At 63.4% G+C, this 20416-nt stretch carries 18 protein-coding genes and 1 pseudogene; 11 read left to right on the plus strand and 8 right to left on the minus strand.

The window, feature by feature from the left end:
* Positions 1–4 precede the first annotated feature (4 nt).
* Both HNO80_RS00750 and HNO80_RS00755 read left to right on the plus strand, forming a co-directional pair.
* Complete coding sequence (locus tag HNO80_RS00750; RefSeq protein WP_175320947.1) at positions 5–463, plus strand: hypothetical protein; 459 nt, start codon at positions 5–7, stop codon at positions 461–463.
* A gap of 1199 nt (positions 464–1662) precedes the next feature.
* Complete coding sequence (locus tag HNO80_RS00755; RefSeq protein ID WP_175320948.1) at positions 1663–2208, plus strand: hypothetical protein; 546 nt, start codon at positions 1663–1665, stop codon at positions 2206–2208.
* A gap of 227 nt (positions 2209–2435) precedes the next feature.
* On the opposite strand, the gene HNO80_RS17825 is transcribed toward HNO80_RS00755, so the two are convergent.
* Complete coding sequence (locus HNO80_RS17825) at positions 2436–4844, minus strand: alpha/beta fold hydrolase (RefSeq protein ID WP_249777078.1); 2409 nt, start codon at positions 4842–4844, stop codon at positions 2436–2438.
* 70 nt (positions 4845–4914) lie between these two features.
* Here HNO80_RS17825 and HNO80_RS00770 point away from each other — a divergent pair, with 70 nt between their 5' ends.
* Positions 4915–5547 (plus strand): TetR/AcrR family transcriptional regulator, encoded by a 633-nt coding sequence (locus HNO80_RS00770; protein ID WP_217500391.1) that lies wholly within the window; start codon positions 4915–4917, stop codon positions 5545–5547.
* A 27-nt stretch (positions 5548–5574) separates the two neighbouring features.
* Positions 5575–6432 (plus strand): 3-hydroxyacyl-CoA dehydrogenase, encoded by an 858-nt coding sequence (locus HNO80_RS00775; RefSeq protein WP_175320950.1) that lies wholly within the window; start codon positions 5575–5577, stop codon positions 6430–6432.
* Between the two features lie 30 nt (positions 6433–6462).
* On the opposite strand, the gene HNO80_RS00780 is transcribed toward HNO80_RS00775, so the two are convergent.
* Both HNO80_RS00780 and HNO80_RS00785 read right to left on the minus strand, forming a co-directional pair.
* Positions 6463–7311, minus strand: coding sequence for an SDR family oxidoreductase (locus HNO80_RS00780; protein ID WP_175320951.1), 849 nt, complete (start codon positions 7309–7311; stop codon positions 6463–6465).
* 74 nt (positions 7312–7385) lie between these two features.
* A complete protein-coding gene (locus HNO80_RS00785) occupies positions 7386–9533 on the minus strand; it encodes a transglycosylase domain-containing protein (protein WP_175321093.1) in 2148 nt (715 codons plus the stop codon).
* Between the two features lie 155 nt (positions 9534–9688).
* On the opposite strand from HNO80_RS00785, the pseudogene HNO80_RS00790 reads away from it, so the two are divergent.
* Positions 9689–9937 (plus strand): annotated as a pseudogene (locus tag HNO80_RS00790) (LLM class flavin-dependent oxidoreductase); the annotation flags it as partial.
* Between the two features lie 316 nt (positions 9938–10253).
* Here HNO80_RS00790 and HNO80_RS00795 read toward each other — a convergent pair.
* Positions 10254–10589 carry a hypothetical protein gene (locus HNO80_RS00795; protein ID WP_175320952.1) on the minus strand — a complete coding sequence of 112 codons (336 nt, stop codon included), beginning with the start codon at positions 10587–10589 and terminating at the stop codon, positions 10254–10256.
* A gap of 293 nt (positions 10590–10882) precedes the next feature.
* On the opposite strand from HNO80_RS00795, the gene HNO80_RS00800 reads away from it, so the two are divergent.
* Positions 10883–11710 (plus strand): TIR domain-containing protein, encoded by an 828-nt coding sequence (locus tag HNO80_RS00800; RefSeq protein ID WP_175320953.1) that lies wholly within the window; start codon positions 10883–10885, stop codon positions 11708–11710.
* Positions 11711–12782: 1072 nt separating this feature from the next.
* Here HNO80_RS00800 and HNO80_RS00805 read toward each other — a convergent pair.
* Complete coding sequence (locus tag HNO80_RS00805; RefSeq protein ID WP_175320954.1) at positions 12783–13628, minus strand: hypothetical protein; 846 nt, start codon at positions 13626–13628, stop codon at positions 12783–12785.
* Positions 13629–13717: 89 nt separating this feature from the next.
* The gene (locus HNO80_RS00810; protein WP_175320955.1) at positions 13718–14122 is read right to left on the minus strand and encodes a hypothetical protein; all 405 of its coding nucleotides are present in this window, start codon (positions 14120–14122) and stop codon (positions 13718–13720) included.
* 161 nt (positions 14123–14283) lie between these two features.
* On the opposite strand from HNO80_RS00810, the gene istA reads away from it, so the two are divergent.
* The 3 genes from istA to HNO80_RS17830 all read left to right on the plus strand — a co-directional run bounded on the left by istA (position 14284) and on the right by HNO80_RS17830 (position 17192).
* Positions 14284–15975, plus strand: a complete 1692-nt coding sequence (istA, locus tag HNO80_RS00815) for an IS21 family transposase (protein ID WP_175321094.1) — start codon at positions 14284–14286, stop codon at positions 15973–15975.
* Entirely contained in the window at positions 15972–16781 is an 810-nt protein-coding gene (gene istB, locus HNO80_RS00820) for an IS21-like element helper ATPase IstB (RefSeq protein WP_175320956.1), read from the plus strand. Before istA ends, istB begins: the two co-directional genes overlap by 4 nt.
* Positions 16782–17003: 222 nt before the next feature.
* Positions 17004–17192, plus strand: coding sequence for a hypothetical protein (locus HNO80_RS17830; protein ID WP_249777079.1), 189 nt, complete (start codon positions 17004–17006; stop codon positions 17190–17192).
* An 82-nt stretch (positions 17193–17274) separates the two neighbouring features.
* Here the strand turns inward: HNO80_RS17830 and HNO80_RS00830 are convergent, their stop codons facing one another.
* Together HNO80_RS00830 and HNO80_RS17835 are read right to left on the minus strand one after the other, a co-directional pair.
* The gene (locus HNO80_RS00830) at positions 17275–17814 is read right to left on the minus strand and encodes a hypothetical protein (protein WP_175320957.1); all 540 of its coding nucleotides are present in this window, start codon (positions 17812–17814) and stop codon (positions 17275–17277) included.
* Positions 17807–18904, minus strand: a complete 1098-nt coding sequence (locus tag HNO80_RS17835) for an RHS repeat-associated core domain-containing protein (RefSeq protein ID WP_502707792.1) — start codon at positions 18902–18904, stop codon at positions 17807–17809. The genes HNO80_RS00830 and HNO80_RS17835 overlap by 8 nt, the downstream gene beginning before the upstream one ends.
* Positions 18905–19006: 102 nt before the next feature.
* On the opposite strand from HNO80_RS17835, the gene HNO80_RS00840 reads away from it, so the two are divergent.
* Positions 19007–19432, plus strand: coding sequence for a flavin-dependent oxidoreductase (locus HNO80_RS00840; RefSeq protein ID WP_175320958.1), 426 nt, complete (start codon positions 19007–19009; stop codon positions 19430–19432).
* Positions 19433–19563: 131 nt separating this feature from the next.
* The gene (locus tag HNO80_RS00845) at positions 19564–20286 is read left to right on the plus strand and encodes a dienelactone hydrolase family protein (RefSeq protein WP_175320959.1); all 723 of its coding nucleotides are present in this window, start codon (positions 19564–19566) and stop codon (positions 20284–20286) included.
* Positions 20287–20416 lie beyond the last annotated feature (130 nt).

A 20416-nucleotide genomic window follows, 5' to 3' on the forward strand; every position in this document is an offset into this window, starting at 1 on the left:
CAAAATGAGCGTGAAAATCAAGACACGGATGACCCGCCGATTTGGTGCCGTCTTGTGCCTTGTGATCGTACTGCTCTCAGCGGGGATCGCCCAACCAGCTTCCGCCGCCTCGAGAATCGACGGTCCGTACAACCTGGTGTGTGAGAAATACGACAACAAGTTGTCGGTCAACCCGCCCCGGATCTGGGCGTCCAACCGTACAGAGCTGGTTCTATGGAAGGTCTATATCTGGCGTTGGGACGGTGCCAAATGGAACCAGTACGTCGTTTATGACTTCTGGTCTACTTACAATGTCTTTGGGCAGAGCCTCACAAGCTGGGGTCCCTGGTATCACAACAGCACGATGAATCTTCCGGTGAATCACAGCGGATACTACCGAATCACGTCCGCCATCGTAGGCACTCAGGGAGGCGTACAGTTTGCTGGTCATGTTGATGGAGGTAAAATCTGTTACGTCTCATAAGGTATTTGTCTGGTAGACGCAGTTCAGACGCCTCTTCCGGTGACAATGCGTTCCAAAACAGGCATTCAGCTAAGGCGTGTCTCCTTATTGTCATAGTCAGATGACAACGGGGAAGGGTGGCCTGCCGCCTGAAGTGCGGCCCCGTGGCCATGCGCTAGTGATTTTCGAGCTGGCTGAAAAGAGCTTTCGGTACTGGGACCTAATCTTCTTACCGTCCGGGAATCGCGGCGCCGGCCTTCGCGCATGCAACCCTTAGAAACGGCCCCGGCCGGGAGTGCACGGGGTTCGACTTGGAAACTGGGAACCCAGACCCCGTGTCCGCCTGCGATGTGTCACGACAGAGGAACCGGCACCGCAGCGATCAACGTTCGTTGTTACAAGAGTTCGGAATTCACCGCTGCCGCACCTGGTTGCGGTCAAACACTTCCCGTCGGCGGTGCGGGTCGGACTACCTTTCGGAAAAATCCGGCTTGGGTCTCTGCCCATTGGGTCTATTCAGGACTATCATGTTCGAATCGGGGGAGTAGAAATCGATTTGAATTTCAAGGCGTATTCGTTGTGACTGGAGTTAGAAGTGGGTCACTCAAACTCTGGTTCCTCCCCAGGCAGGGATTTTGAACGTCCTGGGCGCTCGTCTCCGGTGGAACGCGGCAACTTTCGGTCCGCGTCGACGGTGGTCTTGGGCGGCACTAATTGGAGCCCCAGCGCAGGGGATTAGAGTCCGCAGATTGATAGCGGGATTACTACTAGGTTTTGTGGGGGTCATCCCCGTTCCGGGTTCACCATGCTGCGTGGTCAATCGGGAGCGAAGCGACTAACAGATAGTTTGCCTGCGCCGGGCTGGTCCTCGCCGTCACCTTCAATGAAAGCGACACGAGTTCGTCACGGAGCCACCCGCGGAATTGGCGAACGTCGAACGCATCGGCGGGTGGCGCCGCTATGCTCCCTCTCAACGTCTGCCTTGGAACTCCTTGCTGCGGAGAGTCCAATCCCAAACATGACGCAGTCGTTTGTCTGCCTGGTCACAGGGGGTGGCCCGGCCCAAGCCGGAGGGCCTGTTAGACATTGGGAGTAGGCGTGCCATCCAAGATTTTGAACATGCTGGTCGAATTCTCGGGTGGAGCTTCCTATTTCATTCGTCGGTCTTCACCACGAACTCTGACAGCGCCCTGAAGTCCAGTCCTTAATGAGGCAAGACCATGAAAATGAAGCACCGTACCCTAATTACAGCTTGCAGTCTCTGCTTGGCATTGTCGGCCTGTACCCCGGGCCCGCGGGCGCAAGACGCATCAACCCGCACCGAGGCTACAATCCCGGCCAGTACCAAAACGACTGTCGGAACGACTGTCGATATCGATGGGAAGCGGTGGACCTGTCAGACCATCACCGCATCCGGCAACGACGAGTGCGGGGCACTCACCCAGCAGGCTTTCGACACCTACAAAGAAAACCTCGACTCTTACGTACGAAGCGGGGAGCTTGGCGTATTTAGCGGTGAAAAGTTGTTCACCTACTACGACGCAGCATTCGCCGGCTTAGTCGCGTGCGCAATCATGATTGATAAGAGAGACTCGAACGCCTACATCGACGCCATGTTGGTGGAGGAACCGTTCAAGACCAAACTGACGGAACGCAGTTCTTACATCCCGGCCTGGCTTGCAGCGAAAAAACATCTGTGCGCCGATCTTGAGCAGACGACTGTCAATACCGGAGACCAGTCGACGGGCGATGTCCGAGTGGAATAAAGACGATCGGGCGCACTTGAAGTTTGGCGGCGGCGGGGGGCGTCAAGCCGACGTTCCTCGTCCCAGCGCCGTTGCGCCTTCAAGAATCTCCGACGACGCTACCGTGACGGTATGCCCAGTTTGAAGAGGGCTATACCCGACCCAGAACCTGTGGATCTACTCCGGGTTGCCACACTCACACTCTGGACGCCGACAGGATTAGTTGGAGGCGGTCTCCTAAGTCCGCCTTAGACGCCAGCCGCCGCACGCCCCGCCATCCGCCGGGCGAGGAAGTCCTGAACCACCGCGGCAAACTCGTCGGGCCGCTCGATCTGCGGCATGTGTCCCGTCTTCTCGAACACGTGCGATTCGGCGTGCGGCAGTGCCGTGGCGGCCGCCTCGAGGTGGCTAAACGGGAGGATGTGGTCGTGGGAGCCCCACACCACAAGGGTGGGTATGTCCGACTTCGCCAAAGCACCCATGAGGGCCGTCCGCCATTCGGCCCGAACGCCGGAGACGGTGCCAAGGTCGCGGGCGACGTCGAGCAGCGTCTTGCGGTGCGTGGGCCGCTGCGACAGGGCGAAAGCATGGCCGACCCGGGCATCGGTCACCAGCCCCTTGTCATAGAAGATCGACTCGACCGTCCGGCGGGAAGCCGCCTCAGCGGGACGCATGAGCAGGGCCGCGAGCGGCCGGACCGTGAGCAGGCGCAGGACCAGCGCAACCTCTTTGCCGAATCCGGCGCTGTTGGCAAGAACCAGGGCTGAGACGCGGTCCGGATGATCCGCGGCCAGTTTCATGGCGACGGCACCGCCGAGTGAGTTGCCGATCACGGGCAGCGGCTCGTGCACCCCGACGGCGGCGAGGAAGGCCGGCAGGGCGTCGGCAAGCTTTGCCAAAGTCGCCGGCCCGGAGAGCCGGTCGGAGTACGCGAAACCGGGCAGGTCCACGCTGATGACGGTGCGCCGTGCCGCGAGCCGTTCGTGCTGCTCGTTCCAGTCCTCCAGGCTCTGGCCGATGCCGTGCAGGAGCAGCACCGGATCCCCGCTGCCGGTCTTCCGGTAGCGCAACCGCGCACCGCCGACGTCGACGTGCCCGGTTCCGGGGAGGCCGAGCGGATCGGGGAGCGCCGCCCTCGTTCGTCCCGACCCGCGCACCTGGTGCCCGCGCCGGCCGAAACGAACGTGGTCCGTGACCCGGCCGGCCCTGAGCAAGGCGAAGTCGCGCAGATAATTCTGATGCAGCCGCCACGGCGAGCCCGCGCCCTGCCGGGGCAGGCGGTCGGCGCCGCGCAGGATGTACCCGGCCTTCAGGTCGATCAGGGAAGTCAGGCCGGCGTCGGCCACCTCGGCGGGTGCCGCGGGTGCCACCCACTGCAGGTTCCGGCGGTCGAGGTGTTTGAGCAGCCTGCAGATGTAGCCCGCGACCAGATCGGCTTTGAGCGTCCATGACGCGTTGGTGTAGCCGATGGTGAGCGCAAAGTTGGGAACGCCGTCGAGCATCATGCCTTTGTAGGTGAGGGTCTTGCCGACGTCCACGGACTCGCCGTCCACGGTGAGGGTCATGCCGCCAATGACGAGCAGGTTCAGCCCTGTCGCGGTGACAATCACGTCGGCAGGAATCGATCCGCCGGAAACGAGGTCAATCCCGTGCGGGGTGATCCGCGAGATCTCGTCGGTCACGATGTCGGCAGTGCCGGCGCTGATCGCCCGGTAAAGGTCCCCGTTGGGGATGGCGCAGACCCGCTGGTCCCAGGGCTGATACGACGGGGCCAGGTGCGTGTCGACCGGAAAGCCAGCGGGCAGTTTGGCGACGGCCGATTTCCGGAGGATCGCCTTCATCGTTTCCGGCCGCCGCCGGCTGAGCTGGTACGTGAACATCGAAAAGAGAATGTTCTTCGCCCGGACGACGTCGTACGCCAGTTGAGCGGGCACCTTGCCTCGGAGGCGGTCGGCCAGATGGTCCCGGGACGGCACGGGGGCGATGTAGGTGGGGGAGCGCTGAAGCATGGTGACCTTGGCGGCCGACTTTGCCATCGACGGCACAAGAGTCACCGCGGTGGCCCCGCTGCCGATGACCACCACCTGCTTGCCCTCGTAATCGAGCTCGGCTGGCCAGTGCTGCGGGTGGACGATCGACCCGGCGAACGTATCGGCGCCCTCGATGGCCGGGGTGAAGCCCTCGTCATAGCGGTAGTAACCCGAGCAGACGGATAGGAACGAGCAGGTAAAGATGGCCGGCTCGCCGGGACCGGATGCCGCATCGTCCTGGCGGTATTCGCCGCCGGACGTCGGGACCGCCGTCACCGCCCACAGCGCGGTTTCGCTCGACCACTCGGCCGAGACGACCCGATAATTCAGCCGGATCCGCGATTCGAGGCCCTCGTCCGCAACCGTCGCCCGGATGTACTCGCGAATCGAATCGCCGTCGGCGATGGCCTTGGCGCCGGCCCAGGGCCGGAAGGAGTAACCGAGCGTATACATGTCGCTGTCGGACCGGATGCCGGGGTAGCGGAAAAGGTCCCAGGTGCCTCCAACGGCGCTGCGGGACTCCAGGATCGCGAACGTCTTCCCGGGCATCTCGCGTTTCAGCCGGCTGGCGAAACCTATGCCGCTCAGCCCGGCTCCGACAATCAACACATCCACGTGTTCGCTCATATCGCCAAGTTATCGACTTAGAGTTGACAGCGTCAACACGGCGTCGAAAAGTGGTATTAGGATGGGCGGCATGGTTCAGCGAGGAAGACGTACCGCAAAGGTCTCGGGTGACGAGCGCCAGGACACGATCCTGATCACCGCCGAGGCCCTCCTTGCCGAGCGGGCCTTCGACGATATTTCGATCGAGGAGCTGGCGCGCGGCGCCGGCATTTCGCGCCCCACCTTCTACTTCTACTTCGGGTCCAAAGACGAGGTGCTGCTGGCCCTGCTGGACCGTGTCATCACCGAGGTGGAGCACCGGGTCGGTGACCTGCCGCGGGATTTCGAGAGCGACCCCGCGGCGGCCTGGACCCGTTCCATTGGCATGTTCGTCGAGGTGTTCGCGGCCCACCGCGGCGTCTCCACCGCAGCGATCGCGGCGCGCGCCCGCAACGAGGAAGTGCGTGCGCTCTGGTCCAAGTCGATGCAGTCATGGGTCGACTTCTCCAGCGACGTGATCCGGTCCGAGCAGGCACGAGGCGCCGCGCCGGAGGGCGTCGACGCCCACGACCTGGCAGTAAGCCTCAACCTGATGAACGAACGGGTGATCACCGCGGTCCTCGACGCGGAGAGCCCCGCCATCGCGGAGACCAGCGCCCTGCACGTGTTATCGACCATCTGGATCCGCAGTATCTACGGCTCCGACAACCCCGGCCGCCGGTAACGCCCGCGCCGAAAGGAAGAACGCAAAATGGCAGAAATCAAGACGCTCACCGTGCTCGGCACCGGAGTGCTCGGCTCCCAGATCGCCTACCAGGCCGCGTTCCACGGGTTCGCCGTCACCGCCTACGATGTCGACGCTGCGGCCCTCGACAAGGCCCGCTCCCGCTTCGCGCGGCTCGCCGGCATTTACCGGGCGGCAGACGTGGCGGGCGCCGGGGAGGGCAAGGCCGAGGCAGCCCTCGGCAACCTCCGCCTCACCGCCGACCTCGGGGACGCCGTCGCCGACGCGGACCTCGTGATCGAGGCCGTTCCCGAACTGCTCGAGCTCAAGCGGGAGATCTACCGCAAACTCGCGGAGCTGGCCCCCGCCAAGACCATCTTCGCCACGAACTCCTCAACCCTGCTGCCCAGCGACCTCAAGGAGTCCACCGGCCGTCGGGACCGCTTCCTCGCCATTCATTACGCCAACAACATCTGGGCGCAGAACATCGCCGAGGTGATGGGCACCGCCGACACCGACCCGGCCGTGTTCGACGCCGTCGTGGAGTTCGCGCGGGGCAGCGGCCTGGAGCCGATCGAGATCAAGAAGGAGAAGGCCGGCTACGTGCTGAATTCGCTGCTGGTTCCGCTGCTGAATGCGGCCGCCGGCCTGCTGTTGCAGGGCATCGCCAGCCCGGAGACGATCGACAAGACCTGGCGCATTGCCACCGGGGCGCCGAGCGGACCGTTCCAGATTTTCGACGTCGTCGGCCTGGGAACTGCCTACAACATCGCAGCCTCCTCGCCGGACGCCGGATCCCAGGCATTCGCCCGGTACCTGAAGGACAACTACATCGACAAGGGCAAGCTCGGCGTCGCGACGGGCGAGGGCTTCTACAGCTACTGAGTCATGCCGGCGCCACGTGCGCCCCGGGTGTCAACCGTGGTCGTTCGTGTCCAGGACCGTGACGGTTAGGGGCATGCGGTTGGCCCGGCGGAGCCGTCCGGCCAGCACGTTGCGCACCCCGCGGGTCACCATGGTGGTCTTCGTCAGATACCGGAATTCGGCCGCGTCCGATGTTACGAGATCCAACAGGGGGCGTGCGGCGTCGTCGGGGGTCTGCCCCCATAATCCGACGACGACCTGCAGTGCGCCCAGCCGATGGTCGTACCCCGGCTGGGAGGTGATGTGCCCCAGCAGGTCCGTCATCACCAGCCCCGGGTTCATGCCATGCACCCGGACGCCGGTGCCTCTGGTTTCCAGCCGCAACGTCTCGGTGAACTGCCGGACCCAGCGCTTGCTTGACGCGTAGGCATTCTGCAGCGCCACGGGCCCCTGGTCGCCGTGGCCGTAGACGTTGACGAGGTCGCCGCGGCCCTGGCCGAGGAACACCGGCAACGCAACTCTCGACCCGTGGAACGTGCCGAGGATGTTCGTGCGCACCACCCGCGTGAAGTCGTCGACCGGCGTGGACGCCGTAGGCCCGAAGACGCCGGAGGCTCCGGCATTGTTGACCCAGATATCGAGCGTCCCGTGGCTTAGCGCCTCGTCGCGAAGGGCCTCCACCTCGGCGAGCTCGGCGGTGTCGCAGCGACGTCCGGACGCTGCGATCCCTTCCAGATGCAGCCGCTCCACGGCGGCGGCGACGTCGGCGTCGGACCTTGACGCCAGCACCACCGTCGCACCCTGGTGCCCCAGCAGCCGCGCCATGGCAAACCCAAGCCCGCGTGTCGAGCCGGTCACGACCGCCACGCGTCCGTTGAGGACGTCCCGTTGCGAACTCATGCCTCTCTCATACGCGCAGCGGCTGCGGAGAGCAAGAGTTGTCATCGGACTCCGTGCCGAGGTGGAAACGAGACTCAGGGCTTGGTCATCGACTTGGGCGGCGGCGGGAAAGGGGCGGCGGGGTAGAGCGGGGCCACCTGCTGCATGTAGTTGGCCCACTGCGGACCGGCGAGCATGTAACCGTCAATGTTCCTGTAGAACTTGCCGTTTACGGTGACGTTCTGGCCTGGCCGTTTCTGGCCCGCCAGGGTGTCGCCGAAGAATGATGCGGTGGCAAGGCCGGTGGTGTAGCCGACCACCCAGGTCGCGCCATTGTTGTTGGAGGTGCCGGTCTTGGCCGCCACCGGGACCCGACTCTGGACCTTGGGCTCAATGTAGATTCCGGACCCCCGTTTCAGCACGTCCTGGAGCACGGCGTTCACGCCGCGGGCCACCTCGGGCCTGACCGCGCTGCGGCAGTTGCTGGTCTGGGCCGGGAGCTCCCGTCCGGCTGCATCGGTCACCGCGGTGATCGCGATGGGGGCGCAATACTTGCCGTCGGCGGCGAAGGTGGCAAAGGCATTGGCCAGATGGAGCGGCGCCACGCCGATGGCCCCGAGCAGGTTGCCCAGCTGGTGCATGTTCACCCGGGCGTTGTCCACGCCGCTGTGGAGGCCCACCGTGTCCACCATTTTCTGGATGCCGCAGAAGTCCAGCTGGGCGGCCTCGGCGAAAGTCGCCGTGTTGATGGAGTTGTAGAGCCCGTAATTGACGGGCATCTTGCGGTAGTAGCCCTCATCATTGTTCTTCAGGTCGTCGGCGGCACCGAGGGCCCTCTGCGCCGTGTTGTAGGCACCGAGGACCTTGCCACAGCTGGACTTCCAGGGAAAGTCCAGCGGATAGACCCGCCGGGAAGCATCCACCTTGGCGAGCATGGACTTGCCTTCATTGAGCCACTCCGCGAAGGTGAACGGTTTCATAGTGGACCCGGGCTGGAATCCGCCTGCCCCGTTCAGGTCCTTGCCGTTGGCGTCCTTGGAATCGACGTTGAAGTTCAGCTGGGTATCGAATTTTCCCTGGGCGGGCAGAAACACGGTGTTTTGCGCCATGGCGAGGATCTTGCCGGAGCCCGGCTGGATAGACACCAGGGACGCGCCCCATTTGTCCGGGTTGGCCCCGGCCGTGGCGTCGACCTGGACCTGGGCGGCCGCCTGCAGTCTGCTGTCCAGCGTGGTGGTGATAGTCAGGCCGCCGCGGTAAAGCCTCCTTTCGCGGTCCGTGGCGTCGGCGCCGTACGCCGGGTTGTTGAGGATCACGTGGGAGACATAGTCGCAGAAGTACGGGGCCATCTCTGCCGCGGAGCAGCCCTGCTTTGCGGCCGCGATCTTGAGCTTGACACCGCTGGCGACGGCGGCGTCATGGGCGGCCTTGGTGATCTTTTCCTCGCTGAGCATCTTGTCCAGGACCTGGTTGCGCCGCTTGATGGAGTTTTCCGGATGGACGGCGGGGTCGTAGAAGCTGGGACTGTTGACCAGGCCGGCCAGCAGGGCAGCCTGGGGCAAGGTGAGAGCCTTGGCGGTGGTGCTGAAGAAATGCCTGGCGGCGGCCTCAATGCCGTACGCGTCGCGGCTGAAGAACACGATATTGAGATAGCCCTCCAGGATCTGTGCCTTGGTGTACTTCTTTTCCAGCTCGATGGCGAGCTTCATCTCACGTACTTTGTCGCCGATGTTCTTCTGCCCGCTGAGGATGACCTGATCGCTCCTGTCCGCCGACAGCAGGGACTCGTTGATCACGTTCGTGACGTACTGCTGGGTGAGCGTGGATGCTCCCTGCCTGGCGCCGCCGGTCAGGTTGGAGGTGAGCGCCCGGAGAATACCCTGCGGGTCGACGCCGCCGTGCTCGTAGAAGCGGCTGTCCTCGATGGCGACAATCGCGTCCTTGATGAAGGGGGACATCTGGTCCAGCCTCACCTTCACCCGGTTCTCCGCGAAGAAGGTGGCAATCGGTTTCCCGTCCGCGCTCAGGACTTTGGTTGACTGCGACGGCGGAGTCACGGTCAGCTCGGCGGGGAGGTTGTTGAAGAACGTGATTGATCTGCTGACAGCGACGCCGGCCGCCGCGACACCGGGGACCACCAGGCTGGCGGCCAGAACACCGCAAAATGCGCTCACTATCAAGAACCCGAGGACCCTCCGAAAGGCCGCGGCCAGCCGAGACCCGAATCGCTTCTTCTGCGCCATTTTCTGTCCAGTTATCACGCTCAAAATCTGTGCCCAGAATAGGCCGGGCCGCCGCCGAAGGCCAGTGCCGGAAGGCCTTCCTGCTGCCAGCATCCGGGAGGCGCGACGCTGGCCGGCTTCCGGGAGCCCGAGTCCCTGTGAGAGTGTGAGGTCCTATGAAGCGGATCGGTTTCCTCTCCTTCGGTCACTGGGGTGATGTCCCAGGTTCGCGCGTGCGCACCGCCCGGGACGCGCTCCTGCAGGCGATTGACTTGGCCGTGGCAGCGGAGGACGCCGGCATCGACGGAGCGTTCTTCCGCGTTCACCATTTTGCCGAGCAGCAGGCCTCGCCGTTTCCGCTGCTCGCCGCAATCGCCGCCCGCACGTCCCGCATCGAGATCGGCACCGGCGTGATTGACATGCGCTAGTACATGTCGAGGTTGTTGCCCTGGCCTTCACTAAACGAGAACTTGCTCTGTCACCCCGGGTGAGCATTCCAAATCCGGGGACCGGAACGTGCTCCGGCTGTGTCTTCACCGCGTCTCCAACGCTGCGTCACGGAACTAGGAACCCCGGATCCTTCTCCCTGGAGTGAGTCCTCCAAGGGAGTGAGTGGCGGCTGGCCGACCTTCACTGCATTTGCGCCCGCACCTCTATCCTTCATCTTCGGCGGGCCTGATGGTTCGGAGAACCTGGCAAGTTGTCTAACTGCCCGTTGGTACAAGCCGCGTTTGGCTGGCGTCACTTGCCGCGCATCGTGCGCGACCAGACTTTCTTTATCTCCCAGTCGCGGTCATAGCGACCCAACTCCATTGCGGCAGGATGCCAGGCCTTGATCATGGCTATGCGGTCACTACTCGGAATCCTGTCCCATGCGTCGAGGGCGGGTTCCGGGTAATAGACCTGGTATGCGTATAGAAGGGCAAACAAGAGCATTGGGGCGAGGATGAGGCCTCCAAAGCTCGCCATTGCAATGGCTGTGATCAGTCCCGCCCCACAACTAGTGACCCAGATAGCCGTGCGCACCCCGCGATAGGTGGATGTCCGCATAGGCGTGCGCTGAATGAGTACTCCCATGACTCGAGGCTAGCTGTAGAAGGACTTATTTCTCGGGATATTCACCTAATGGCGCGGGAAGCCCGGTCCTTCAGGGCCGGGAGGATGTCAAAGGATCGGCTACATTGAGCACCGATGCCTACCCCCAAAGAACTCACGCTACTGGGAAACCTAAACGCAGAAATAAAATTCACTATTGCTCAAGTGCTGGGCCGCTACCGGGGGCCTACCCAAGCAGGCCGCGCGGGCCGGTATGAACTCGCGACCTCGCCGGGCGCCGCCTGGCATGATGAGGTGCCCGGTATGCTCACCTTGTGAGAGTCTTCCTGAGCTGGTCCAAGGATCTGAGTCGTGAAACTGCCAAGCTGTTTGCTAAGTGGTTGCCGAACGTAATTCAAGAGTGCAGTGAGCCGTTCCTGTCGCTCGACATCGGCAAGGGTGACCCGTGGTTTGAGACGATTACAACGAACCTGACGACGACCGATCTTGGCATCGTATTCATCACCGCGGAAAATCAGCACGAGCCTTGGCTCAATTTCGAAGCCGGCGCGATGCTCAACAAATTCGGCAAGGCAGGCATATGTCCTGTACTCGTTGGGCTGAGTAAGGAAGATTACGCCGGCCCTCTGAGCAACCTGCAGCTCACTGAGATTAAGTCCGAGGAAGATATGCGGGGCCTTTTGGGAACCATAAACCGGCGGTGCAAGACCCCTCTAGCGCCTGAAGTCCTTGGAACCATTTTCGACGCATTCTGGCCCAAGCTCATGGACGGCGCTCAGACAACACTCGCCACAGTGGAAGCGGCGGCCGGTGACGCGAAGTCGAAGCGGACTGTGGAACAGAAAGTCGACGAAATACTGAACCTCGTCCGCGGCATCACATCCGATCCGCGTTCTGGCGACATGGAGAAATGGATCGAAGCTGAAGCAAAGCAGGCGGAGTTGGGCCGTTCACGGCGCTTTGAATACTTTGCGAAGAAGTACGGGTCGATGCATGTCTACCGCAACATTGACAAAGCAGTGGGGAAGGTCTTGGAGTTTTCCGAGAAGGAGGGCAAACTCCAGTACGTTGTGGCACTGTTCTCCGACGACCCGGAGGGGCGCGTTTACCTCGCGGAGGATGTCGAGCTCTGTCCCTTCTAACTGGAAGCTGCGTACCGCACCCGTTCAAGACCACCGCGACAAAGATTGATCCCCTCGGGCGCCCCTCTAGGCGGAGGCTTCTCCTTCCTCTCCTTCCCGCCAGCCCTCAGGTACTGCTGCCGGGTCTCGTAGTTGACTCCGAGTTCACGCCCAGGGCCAGCCTTTTACTCCGGTACAGGCGCGCCTCGAAGTTCGTGGTCTAGTCGGGGGAGGGCGCTCTCCTGCGACTCGGTAGGGCAAACGCGCCGGGCGTGACGCTCACCCTCGGCCGGGTGACTTCATCGCCCACAACATAACGGTCATTATGTTGCTGATTTATTACCCATTCAGGTCCCGGCTGGAGCCGAGCAACCTGATTGATCCACGCGACACGCCGCGCCCGAACCGGACCGTGGACTCGCACCCACGCGAATGCCTTGAATGAGACATCCAGCCGGGGCAGCTCCGTCCGGTGCTCCGAGGAGCTCGAAGGAGGGGCCACGGATTCGTCACCGCGCCGAATTTCGGCAGCGCACCTGAGCCTGGGCTTTGCGGTTCCGCCGGGTTCAACCGCCGAGTCATACGGAGTTATAGGGGGTTATTGGTTTTTTCCTATAAGTGGCTATAACTTCCTATAACTGGCAATAGCGGCGACCTCGACGCTGTGAAGGTCAGGTTCTTGGACGAGACCGTTCCAGGCTGGCGTGCCGGCCGAACCGGCGGCCGCCCGGCCCGCCGATGAACACGCCACGCTCCGGCAGCTCCTCCCGGCCGGCGTCCGCGGCCAGTGAGCTCGCTGAGGAGGCGCTACGGTCTCCCAGCTTGGAGAGCCTGGAGCCTCCACGCTTGAGTCCTTGGATTCGCGCGGGGGCTTCCTCATATCCACTCAAGGCATGCAGCCGGGCAATCATTCAGCCCGCCCACCCTTCCCTCGCGGTTGGCCCGTTGGGGGCAGGTGGAACCCTCCCCGCAGCTCAAAGCTGTCCCGAGCGTCGCAATACCCCGGCGACCATGGCCCGCCATTGATATTGCATTCTAGAGAGCTCCAACCACGAATCCGACACGCTTCAGAGGTGAGCGAGTCCGCCGCAGCTCATGTTGCGTCGGCTGGGTCCAAAGTTGTAAAGCCGCCCAATGGTTCTATCCCGCTGAACAACGCCATGTTCTCCAGGTTGTTGCGTGTGAATAGCTCTGTGTAGGTCATCCTCTGCTGTAGGGATGGCCGCTGTCCCGCCATATTGAATCCAGCCCAGGCCTGAATTTCGGGGTCGATTCCTACTCCAGTCAGGTCTGCTTTGATAGCGAAGCGCGAGATTGCCTTGCTCGTAGTGAAGCGTCCGACCACGAGTTCGCCAACGATGTGGTGGTAGGGCTTCACTGACTCGTCAAAGGTAGCCGTCACGTCGTTGGGCAGGTGCAGACGGATCCGATGCGCGCCGACCCTTCCCAACCCCACGTGCAAGCTTCGGTGTCGATCGGTGCGGGCAAGTTCGTGGACCCAATAGAAGAGGTTGCTCTCCGGCCCATAAGGAGACTGATAGGGCTGGGCTGCCTCAACCTTGTCCAGAATGTCTACCGGAACTCCGGATAGCCGCTTGCGTTGGCTTGCGTACTCCTTCGCCGTCGAGCAGATTGGGTATTGGATTCGTTCAGCCAGCGGAGGCGGATCTTGTCCGGTGGCTGATGCAACCCACGCATAGAGACCGTTATCCAAGGCAGCGCGAATCGTCGCGAGCCAATCGCTGAATGCCAGCGATAATTGCACAGGTGCCTGCTCGCGTGTGACGGCCAAGATTTCAAACGTAGTCGGAGTAACGTTCCGGACGTCGATGTCCCAAGGGTGCTGTGAGATGTATTGTTTCCAGGATTCACCGAATTCTCGGCGCTTCGACTCGGCGTGGTCCAGCCGCGCGAAGGCGAAATCAAAGAGTTGTTGCATGGCCTAACCATAACGGCCGACGATAACGGTTCATTGTCTGATTTTGGATAGAGGACTTAAGCTCCAACACACCCTGCGAGACGCCGGGGCTAACTACGATCTGCTGCCCGGGCGTTCCTGGCGTCAACTTCCTGCAGAAAGAGGTCGGCCAAGTTAAGCCAGTCGCTGACCGGCAGGTCCGTGCACCAGTCTGCAAGGAATTCCTCGGGCTTGGAATTGTGAGGGTTCGGATCGAGCCCTTCAGACCGAACGTTTTTGAAGGGGGACGTCGACCGGTCCACCCGGAAGATGATGTTGCGGGGCTGGTTTACACCGCCAAATTCGATTTTGGGAAGTATCTCAGGTGACCGGACTGTGGGTTGCCACTGGCGCCAGGCGGCGAGGAAAGGGCCCTCGAAGGCAATATTGTCCGTAGCGATGTCGGTGACGCCGCGTGCCGCAAGAGCACCCAGAAATCCGTTGGCCAGTGCAAGCAGCTTTTGATTCTTCCCCATAGCCATTCAGCCTAATGTGATTATGGCAGTTTGAGTGGGGACCGGTTTTGCAGTCTGAGTTGGGCCCACTTCGCGGCTCGCCGGTTGATGAATCGCACTTTCAGTTGAGCCCACCCCACGGTTGATTCCATCAGAGTTTTTCCCGACGGTGGAAGGCAGTGATGGAGTCGAGAGTGGAGTTGTTCGCGAGGATCCGCCGGGATGCCAGGATCAAGGGCTCATCGATCCGCTGCCTCGCCCGGGAACACCGGGTCTCCCGAAGAACGGTCCGGCAGGCGCTGGCCGCTGCGGAACCACCTGAGCGAAAAGTTTCCGCCCGGGAGGCCCCGAAGCTGGGCCCGCTCAAAGGCGTCGTTGATGGGATGCTGCTGGCTGACCTGGACGCTCCGCGGAAGCAACGCCATACCGCCCAACGGATTTTTGACCGCCTGGTCGATGAGCACCAGGCCGTGATCTCCTACTCCACCGTTCGCCAGTACGTGAAGGCCCGCAGGACCGCTATCGCCGTCGAGGCGGGGAACGCCCCGGTGGAGGCCTTCGTGCCTCAGGAACGCGCGCCCGGTGCGGAGGCAGAGGTGGATTTCGGTGATGTGTGGGTGGACCTGGCCGGAGTCCGGACCCGGTGTTACATGTTCGCGTTCCGGCTCTCGAACTCGGGCAAATCCGTTCACCGCGTGTACCCGACCTGCGCGCAGGAAGCATTTCTGGAGGGCCATATCGAGGCGTTCACCGTTTTGGGTGGCGTCCCGAGCAGGCATATCCGCTATGACAACCTGACCTCGGCTGTCACGAAAGTCGTATACGGGGCCGGCCGGCAACGCGTGGAGAACGAACGCTGGGTGCTCTTCAAATCCCACTACGGCTTCGATGCCTTCTACTGCGAACCGGGCATCAAGGGCGCCCACGAGAAAGGCGGGATCGAAGGCGAAGTCGGACGGTTCCGCAGGAACTTCCTCACCCCTGTCCCGGCCGTGGCCACCCTGGCCGAACTCAACGACAAGCTGCGGGTTTGGGATGACGCGGAGGACCGCCGCAGAATCTCCCAGCGGCTCAGGACCATCGGCCAGGACTTCGCCGCCGAACAACCCCTGCTGGCGCCGCTGCCGGCAGAGGGCTTCGACCCGGGTCTGGCCCTGACCCCGCGGGTGGACCGCTCCTCGCTCATCACCGTCCGGTCCACGAAGTACTCGGTGCCGGTGCGGTTCATCAACCGCAGAGTCCGGGTCTCCCTGCAGGCCACGCAGGTGAGGATCTTCGACGGCCGGGCCCTCGTCGCCACCCATCCGCGGACCGTGGCCCGGGGCGGGCAATGCGTGCAGCTGGATCACTACCTCGAGGTCCTGAAATTCAAACCCGGCGCCCTGCCCGGCTCCACAGCGCTGGCTCAGGCCCGGAAATCGGGGGTGTTCACCCCGGCCCATGACGCATTCTGGGCCGCCGCCCGCAAAACCGACGGCGACACCGCCGCAACCCGCGAACTCATCGACGTCCTGCTGTTGCACCGGGTCATGGACGACGCAGACGTCGTCGCCGGGATCACGGCCGCCCTGCAAGTCGGGGCGGTCAGCGCGGACGTCGTCGCAGTCGAAGCACGGCGGGTCGCCGCGGAACGGAACTCCCCGGGGTGGGTCCGGCCAGATTGCGATTCCGGCGCGAAAGAAGAACTCGTCGAGCACCGCATCGTCAGTCTCACCCAGCGCCGCCTCGCGGACCCCGCGGCAGTGATCGCCGGCCTCCCACCGGACAAACGCCCGCTGCCGACCGTGGCCGGCTACGACCAGCTCCTGAACAAACGCACCACCCACTCCACCGACCCGCAGCAAGCGTCACCGAGCAAGGAGCACGTCTCATGAGCCCCACCGCACCCGTTGTCGTGTCCCAGACCCTGCGCCGGCGACGCGGACTGACCGAACAAGCCGCCGCGGCGGCCGTGGCCCAGGCCTGCCGGCGCCTCCGGCTCCCTACGATCCGTGCCGTCCTCGACGAAGCCGTCTCCGTCGCCGGCAAGGAGCAGCTCTCCTACCAGGGCTTCCTCGCCGAACTGCTGCTGGCCGAGTGCGATGACCGCGACCGGCGATCCTCGGTCCGCCGGGTCAAATCCGCCGGATTCCCGCGGGATAAATGGCTCGGAGACTTCGATTTCGACGCGAACCCGAACATCAACCCGGCCACGATCCACACCCTGGCGGCCGGGGACTGGATCCGTAAGGGCCAGCCCCTCTGCCTGATCGGTGATTCCGGAACCGGGAAGTCCCACCTGCTCATCGGACTGGGCACCGCCGCGGCTGAGAAAGGCTTCAGGGTCAAATACACCCTCGCCACCCGGCTCGTGAACGAGCTCGTCGAGGCGGAAAACGACAAAGCTCTCGCCAAGACCATCGCCCGCTACGGACGCGTGGACCTGCTGTGCATCGACGAACTCGGCTACATGGAACTGGACAAACGCGGCGCCGAGCTCCTCTTCCAAGTCCTCACCGAACGCGAAGAAAAAGCATCCGTAGCCATCGCCACCAACGAATCCTTCTCCGGCTGGACCAAAACCTTCACCGACCCCCGACTCTGCGCCGCCATCGTCGACAGACTCACCTTCAAAGGCACCATCATCGAAACCGGAACCGACTCCTACCGCCTCGCCCACACCCTCCAACAAAACACATAACCCGCATAGACCGCATGACCGGCGCAGGCATTCCTGGCCGAGACGACGGCCCGGATCGCCGCCGACCCGGCAGCCCGGTTCGCTCTCTCCCTGGACCGGCTCGCCTACGCCAAGGACAACCACACCCTCGGCACCGACCTGGTCCGCACCTACGTCCGCAACGTCGACGTCGATGACCTCCCGGACGCCGCGGCGGCCGACGTCGTGCAGCTGCGCCGCGGCATGAACGCGCTCACCGGACGGGCAAATATTCTCGGCACCCGATGCGAGGGCCTGGCCGTCGCCGTCCGGAATGCCGGCGGGACCGTCTTCGACTGGGTGGACGAGTCAGAGGCCCGCGCTGTCGTGACCCGGATCGGCGCGTCGGACCAGGCGCTTGCGGCCCGGATCGTTGCCAGGATTACCGCATAATCGAAGCATCAATTGCACCCGTCCTTTGTCACTGATATTCCGGAGAAAACGTCCAGCCGAGTGGTATATCCGATCGAGGCTTTTAGGGCTGCTCCGAGGCTGAGCTTACTCCGCGCAGTACCTGTTGCAGGTCCCGCCTTGACTGCCCAAAGTCAACAATTGCCGTTCTCTGCTTATGTTGGCATTCGGCCTCAATACGAGTACCACTTGCGACAGGATGGAGACGTACGACGATGTCTTCGCCCCAGGTGAATGCTGAAACCCCGGCCTTGATCAGGAGTTCAACCTGGTCTTCATGCAGCAATTCAAAACGTTCATGGTCTCGCACGTTGCCCTTGATGATCTCCTTGACGGCTCCAGGCGGAAGCGGGGAGGTCATCGTGGCCCTTGTGGTGGCTCCAGTAGTGTCGAATTCCTTGCCACCCTTGCCCAGCTGTCCCTTCGACAGAAGGACAAATGCCGCTACAGCAGCGATCGGCAACCCCACAACGAGGGCGGAGGCGAGGACACCCAGGTTCAGCACTACGCTGGCGACGGAAGACAATACGGCATAAGCTCCGGCTACCGCGTAGTGCACGGGACGAAAAACTCGCATCCTCTTGTCTCCTGTGTCTTCAATCATCTTCTATCCTCCGAGGACTCTGTTGATGATTCCGAACGCACAGGACCCCAGGGCTTCGCCACCTGAGAGAGTACCTTGTCCCCTCAGGGAGTTTTCGGATCCGGAGGCAACAATCCCTGCCGGCCGTCAGACCGACTGGCCCGGCCACAGCAAGCCCCACCAACCCGCCGGCAAAGGCGCCAACAAAGGCCCCAAGTACCCCGGCAACCCCGTCGATGGTGTCAAAAAGGCCCGTAGGATCAGTTCGGTTGATGGGATTGGAGTCTGTATAGAGATAGCGGTTTTCCTCCAGTCCGGAAGGGTCGGGCTGGGTGAAGCGGCCAATTCCGGCATCGTAGTAGCGGGCGCCGAATTTGGTGTGCCCGGTGGCGGTGTCTTTGTAGCCGCCGGCGTACCGGAAGGGGTTGGCCGCGGCCTGGGTGCCGGTGGCGGTGGTGTTGCCCCAGGAGTCGTAGGCGTAGGTGGCGACTTTGGCCTGGGCGCTGTCGGTGAGAAGGATCGTGGAGCCCAGCGCATCGGTGGTGTAGTAGAAGCTCGCACCGGCACTGTTGCGCATGCTGATGAGCGTACCGTCCGGGTCGCGGATGAACGAGGTGTTCGCCCCCGCGGTGGTCTGCCGGGTGATGCCGAGGGAACCGTTGAGGAAAGTGGTGGCTCCGGCGGTGGTGCGTTCGGTGTTGGATGATCCGGCGTAGGCAAAGTTTGTCGTGGTGCCCGAAGTGAACGAGGTCATCTGGTCGAAGGTGTTCCAGGCCATGGTTGGTGTGCCGGCTTTAGTGGTGTTGCCGTTGGCGTCGTAGGTGAAGGTGGAGGCCCCGGACGGCGGTGCGGTGCAGGCGGCCGCGGAGGGGCCGGTCCAGCAGAGCTGGTCCGCGGCGTTGTAGGCGGAGTGCAGGGTTCCGGTTCCGGTTTTGGCGGCGGTGAGCCGGTTGCCGTTCAGGTCGTAGGTCCAGGCTTCGGTGACGGTGCCTGTGACGGCGGTCTTGAGCCGCTGCACGGCGTCGTAGGTGTAGGTGGTGACGGCACCGGTCTCCGGAACGCCATCTCCGGCGCCGGCCTTGCCCGCCCCAATCCGCAGTTCGGCGGGCACACGGGACCGGCCCCGATCCAGCCTCGCTCAGCAACCCTCCCGGAACGGATCTGGTGGGGTGCCGGAAGCCGGGCCACCGCACGGTGGGCAGGACAGCAGGGCATGAACCTGATGTCCTCCACCCTGTTGACCGAGGACACCGGGGTTCCCTTCGACCAGCTGCAGGCGGAGCAGATTGCCGGCTTCCGGGAGGCGTGGACAGCAGCCGGACACGCCCACACCCCGCGGGTCTCCGTGTCACGCAGCATCATTCCGCTGATCGACGACGAATCGCGGCACTATTTCGGGCTGCGTGCGCAGACGGATGCCCGGGACCAGGTGGGGTACCTCGACGGCGGCCTTGCCCGCTTCGGGCGCAGCTACATCGGCGAACCCGGACAGCTGGTGCAGCAGCTCTCCCGTGACGCCGCCGTGGCCGCGGCGGACACCCTCCTCGTCACCGTCCCGAACCAGCTGGGCGTGGATTTCAATGTCCGGCTGCTCGAAGCGATTTCCCGCGAGCTGCGCCCCGCCCTGGGCTGGGACTGACGAGTACCTGACATGGGCACGCATCCGTGTGGCCGCGCCCCGGTCGGTGGCCAATGACTCTTCCCGCGAGGGTTGCGTAGCTGGTAGGCCGGTAATCAGATCCTGATTATTCAAGTCTCTCGGGAGGCCCCATGGCCGAGGTAATCATTGGCACTTCCCGCGGGGAAATGCCGGCCTACTTGGCAACGCCGGCCGGCGAAGGTCCCTGGCCCGGCGTCGTAGTTATCCATGACGCGCTGGGCCTGAGCCGGGACATCCGGAAGCAGGCCGACTGGCTGGCCGGCGAGGGGTTCCTCGCGGTGGCCCCGGACCTGTTCTACTGGGGCAGCAGGTCAGCCTGCCTCTGGTCCCTTATCCGCGGCTGGCGGCCCCTTGGCGACCTGGACCTCACCCGTGCTTGGCTGGCGGCACGCGGAGACTGCACAGGCCGCGTCGGGGTAATGGGCTTCTGCATGGGCGGCGGCTTCGCCCTCATGCTCGCACCGGATCGCGACTTCGCCGCGGCCAGCGTGAACTACGGCGGACTCGACGACGCCACGGCCCGGGCCATGCCGCGGGCCTGCCCGATCGTGGCGAGCTACGGAGCAAGAGACCGCTGGCCCGGGGTGCGCCAGGTGCCCGCCCGGCTGGAGCCGCTGCTGGCTGACGCCGGGATAGACCATGACATCAAGGTCTATCCCGGCGCGGGCCACGGCTTCCTCAACCGGCATGGCCCGTCGGACCTGACGTTCGGCGACAAGTTGCTGGCGAAACTGGTGGCCGCCGGCTACCACGAGCCCTCGGCCGAGGACGCCCGCCGGCGGATCCTGGCCTTCTTCCGGACGCATCTGAGCACTGAGGGGGAGCCACGATGATCTACCGCAGGCCGGGGGGCCGGACCAGGCTGGTGGTCAGCGGCTATTGGTCGTTCCGGCCTACATGGCTTCAACCGGTGCTGAGTATTTTGGCGCTCGAGCCCTCGCACTGGGTCACGCAGACGCGCCA

The sequence above is a fragment of the Arthrobacter sp. C9C5 genome (assembly GCF_013359735.1).
GTDB lineage: Bacteria > Actinomycetota > Actinomycetes > Actinomycetales > Micrococcaceae > Arthrobacter.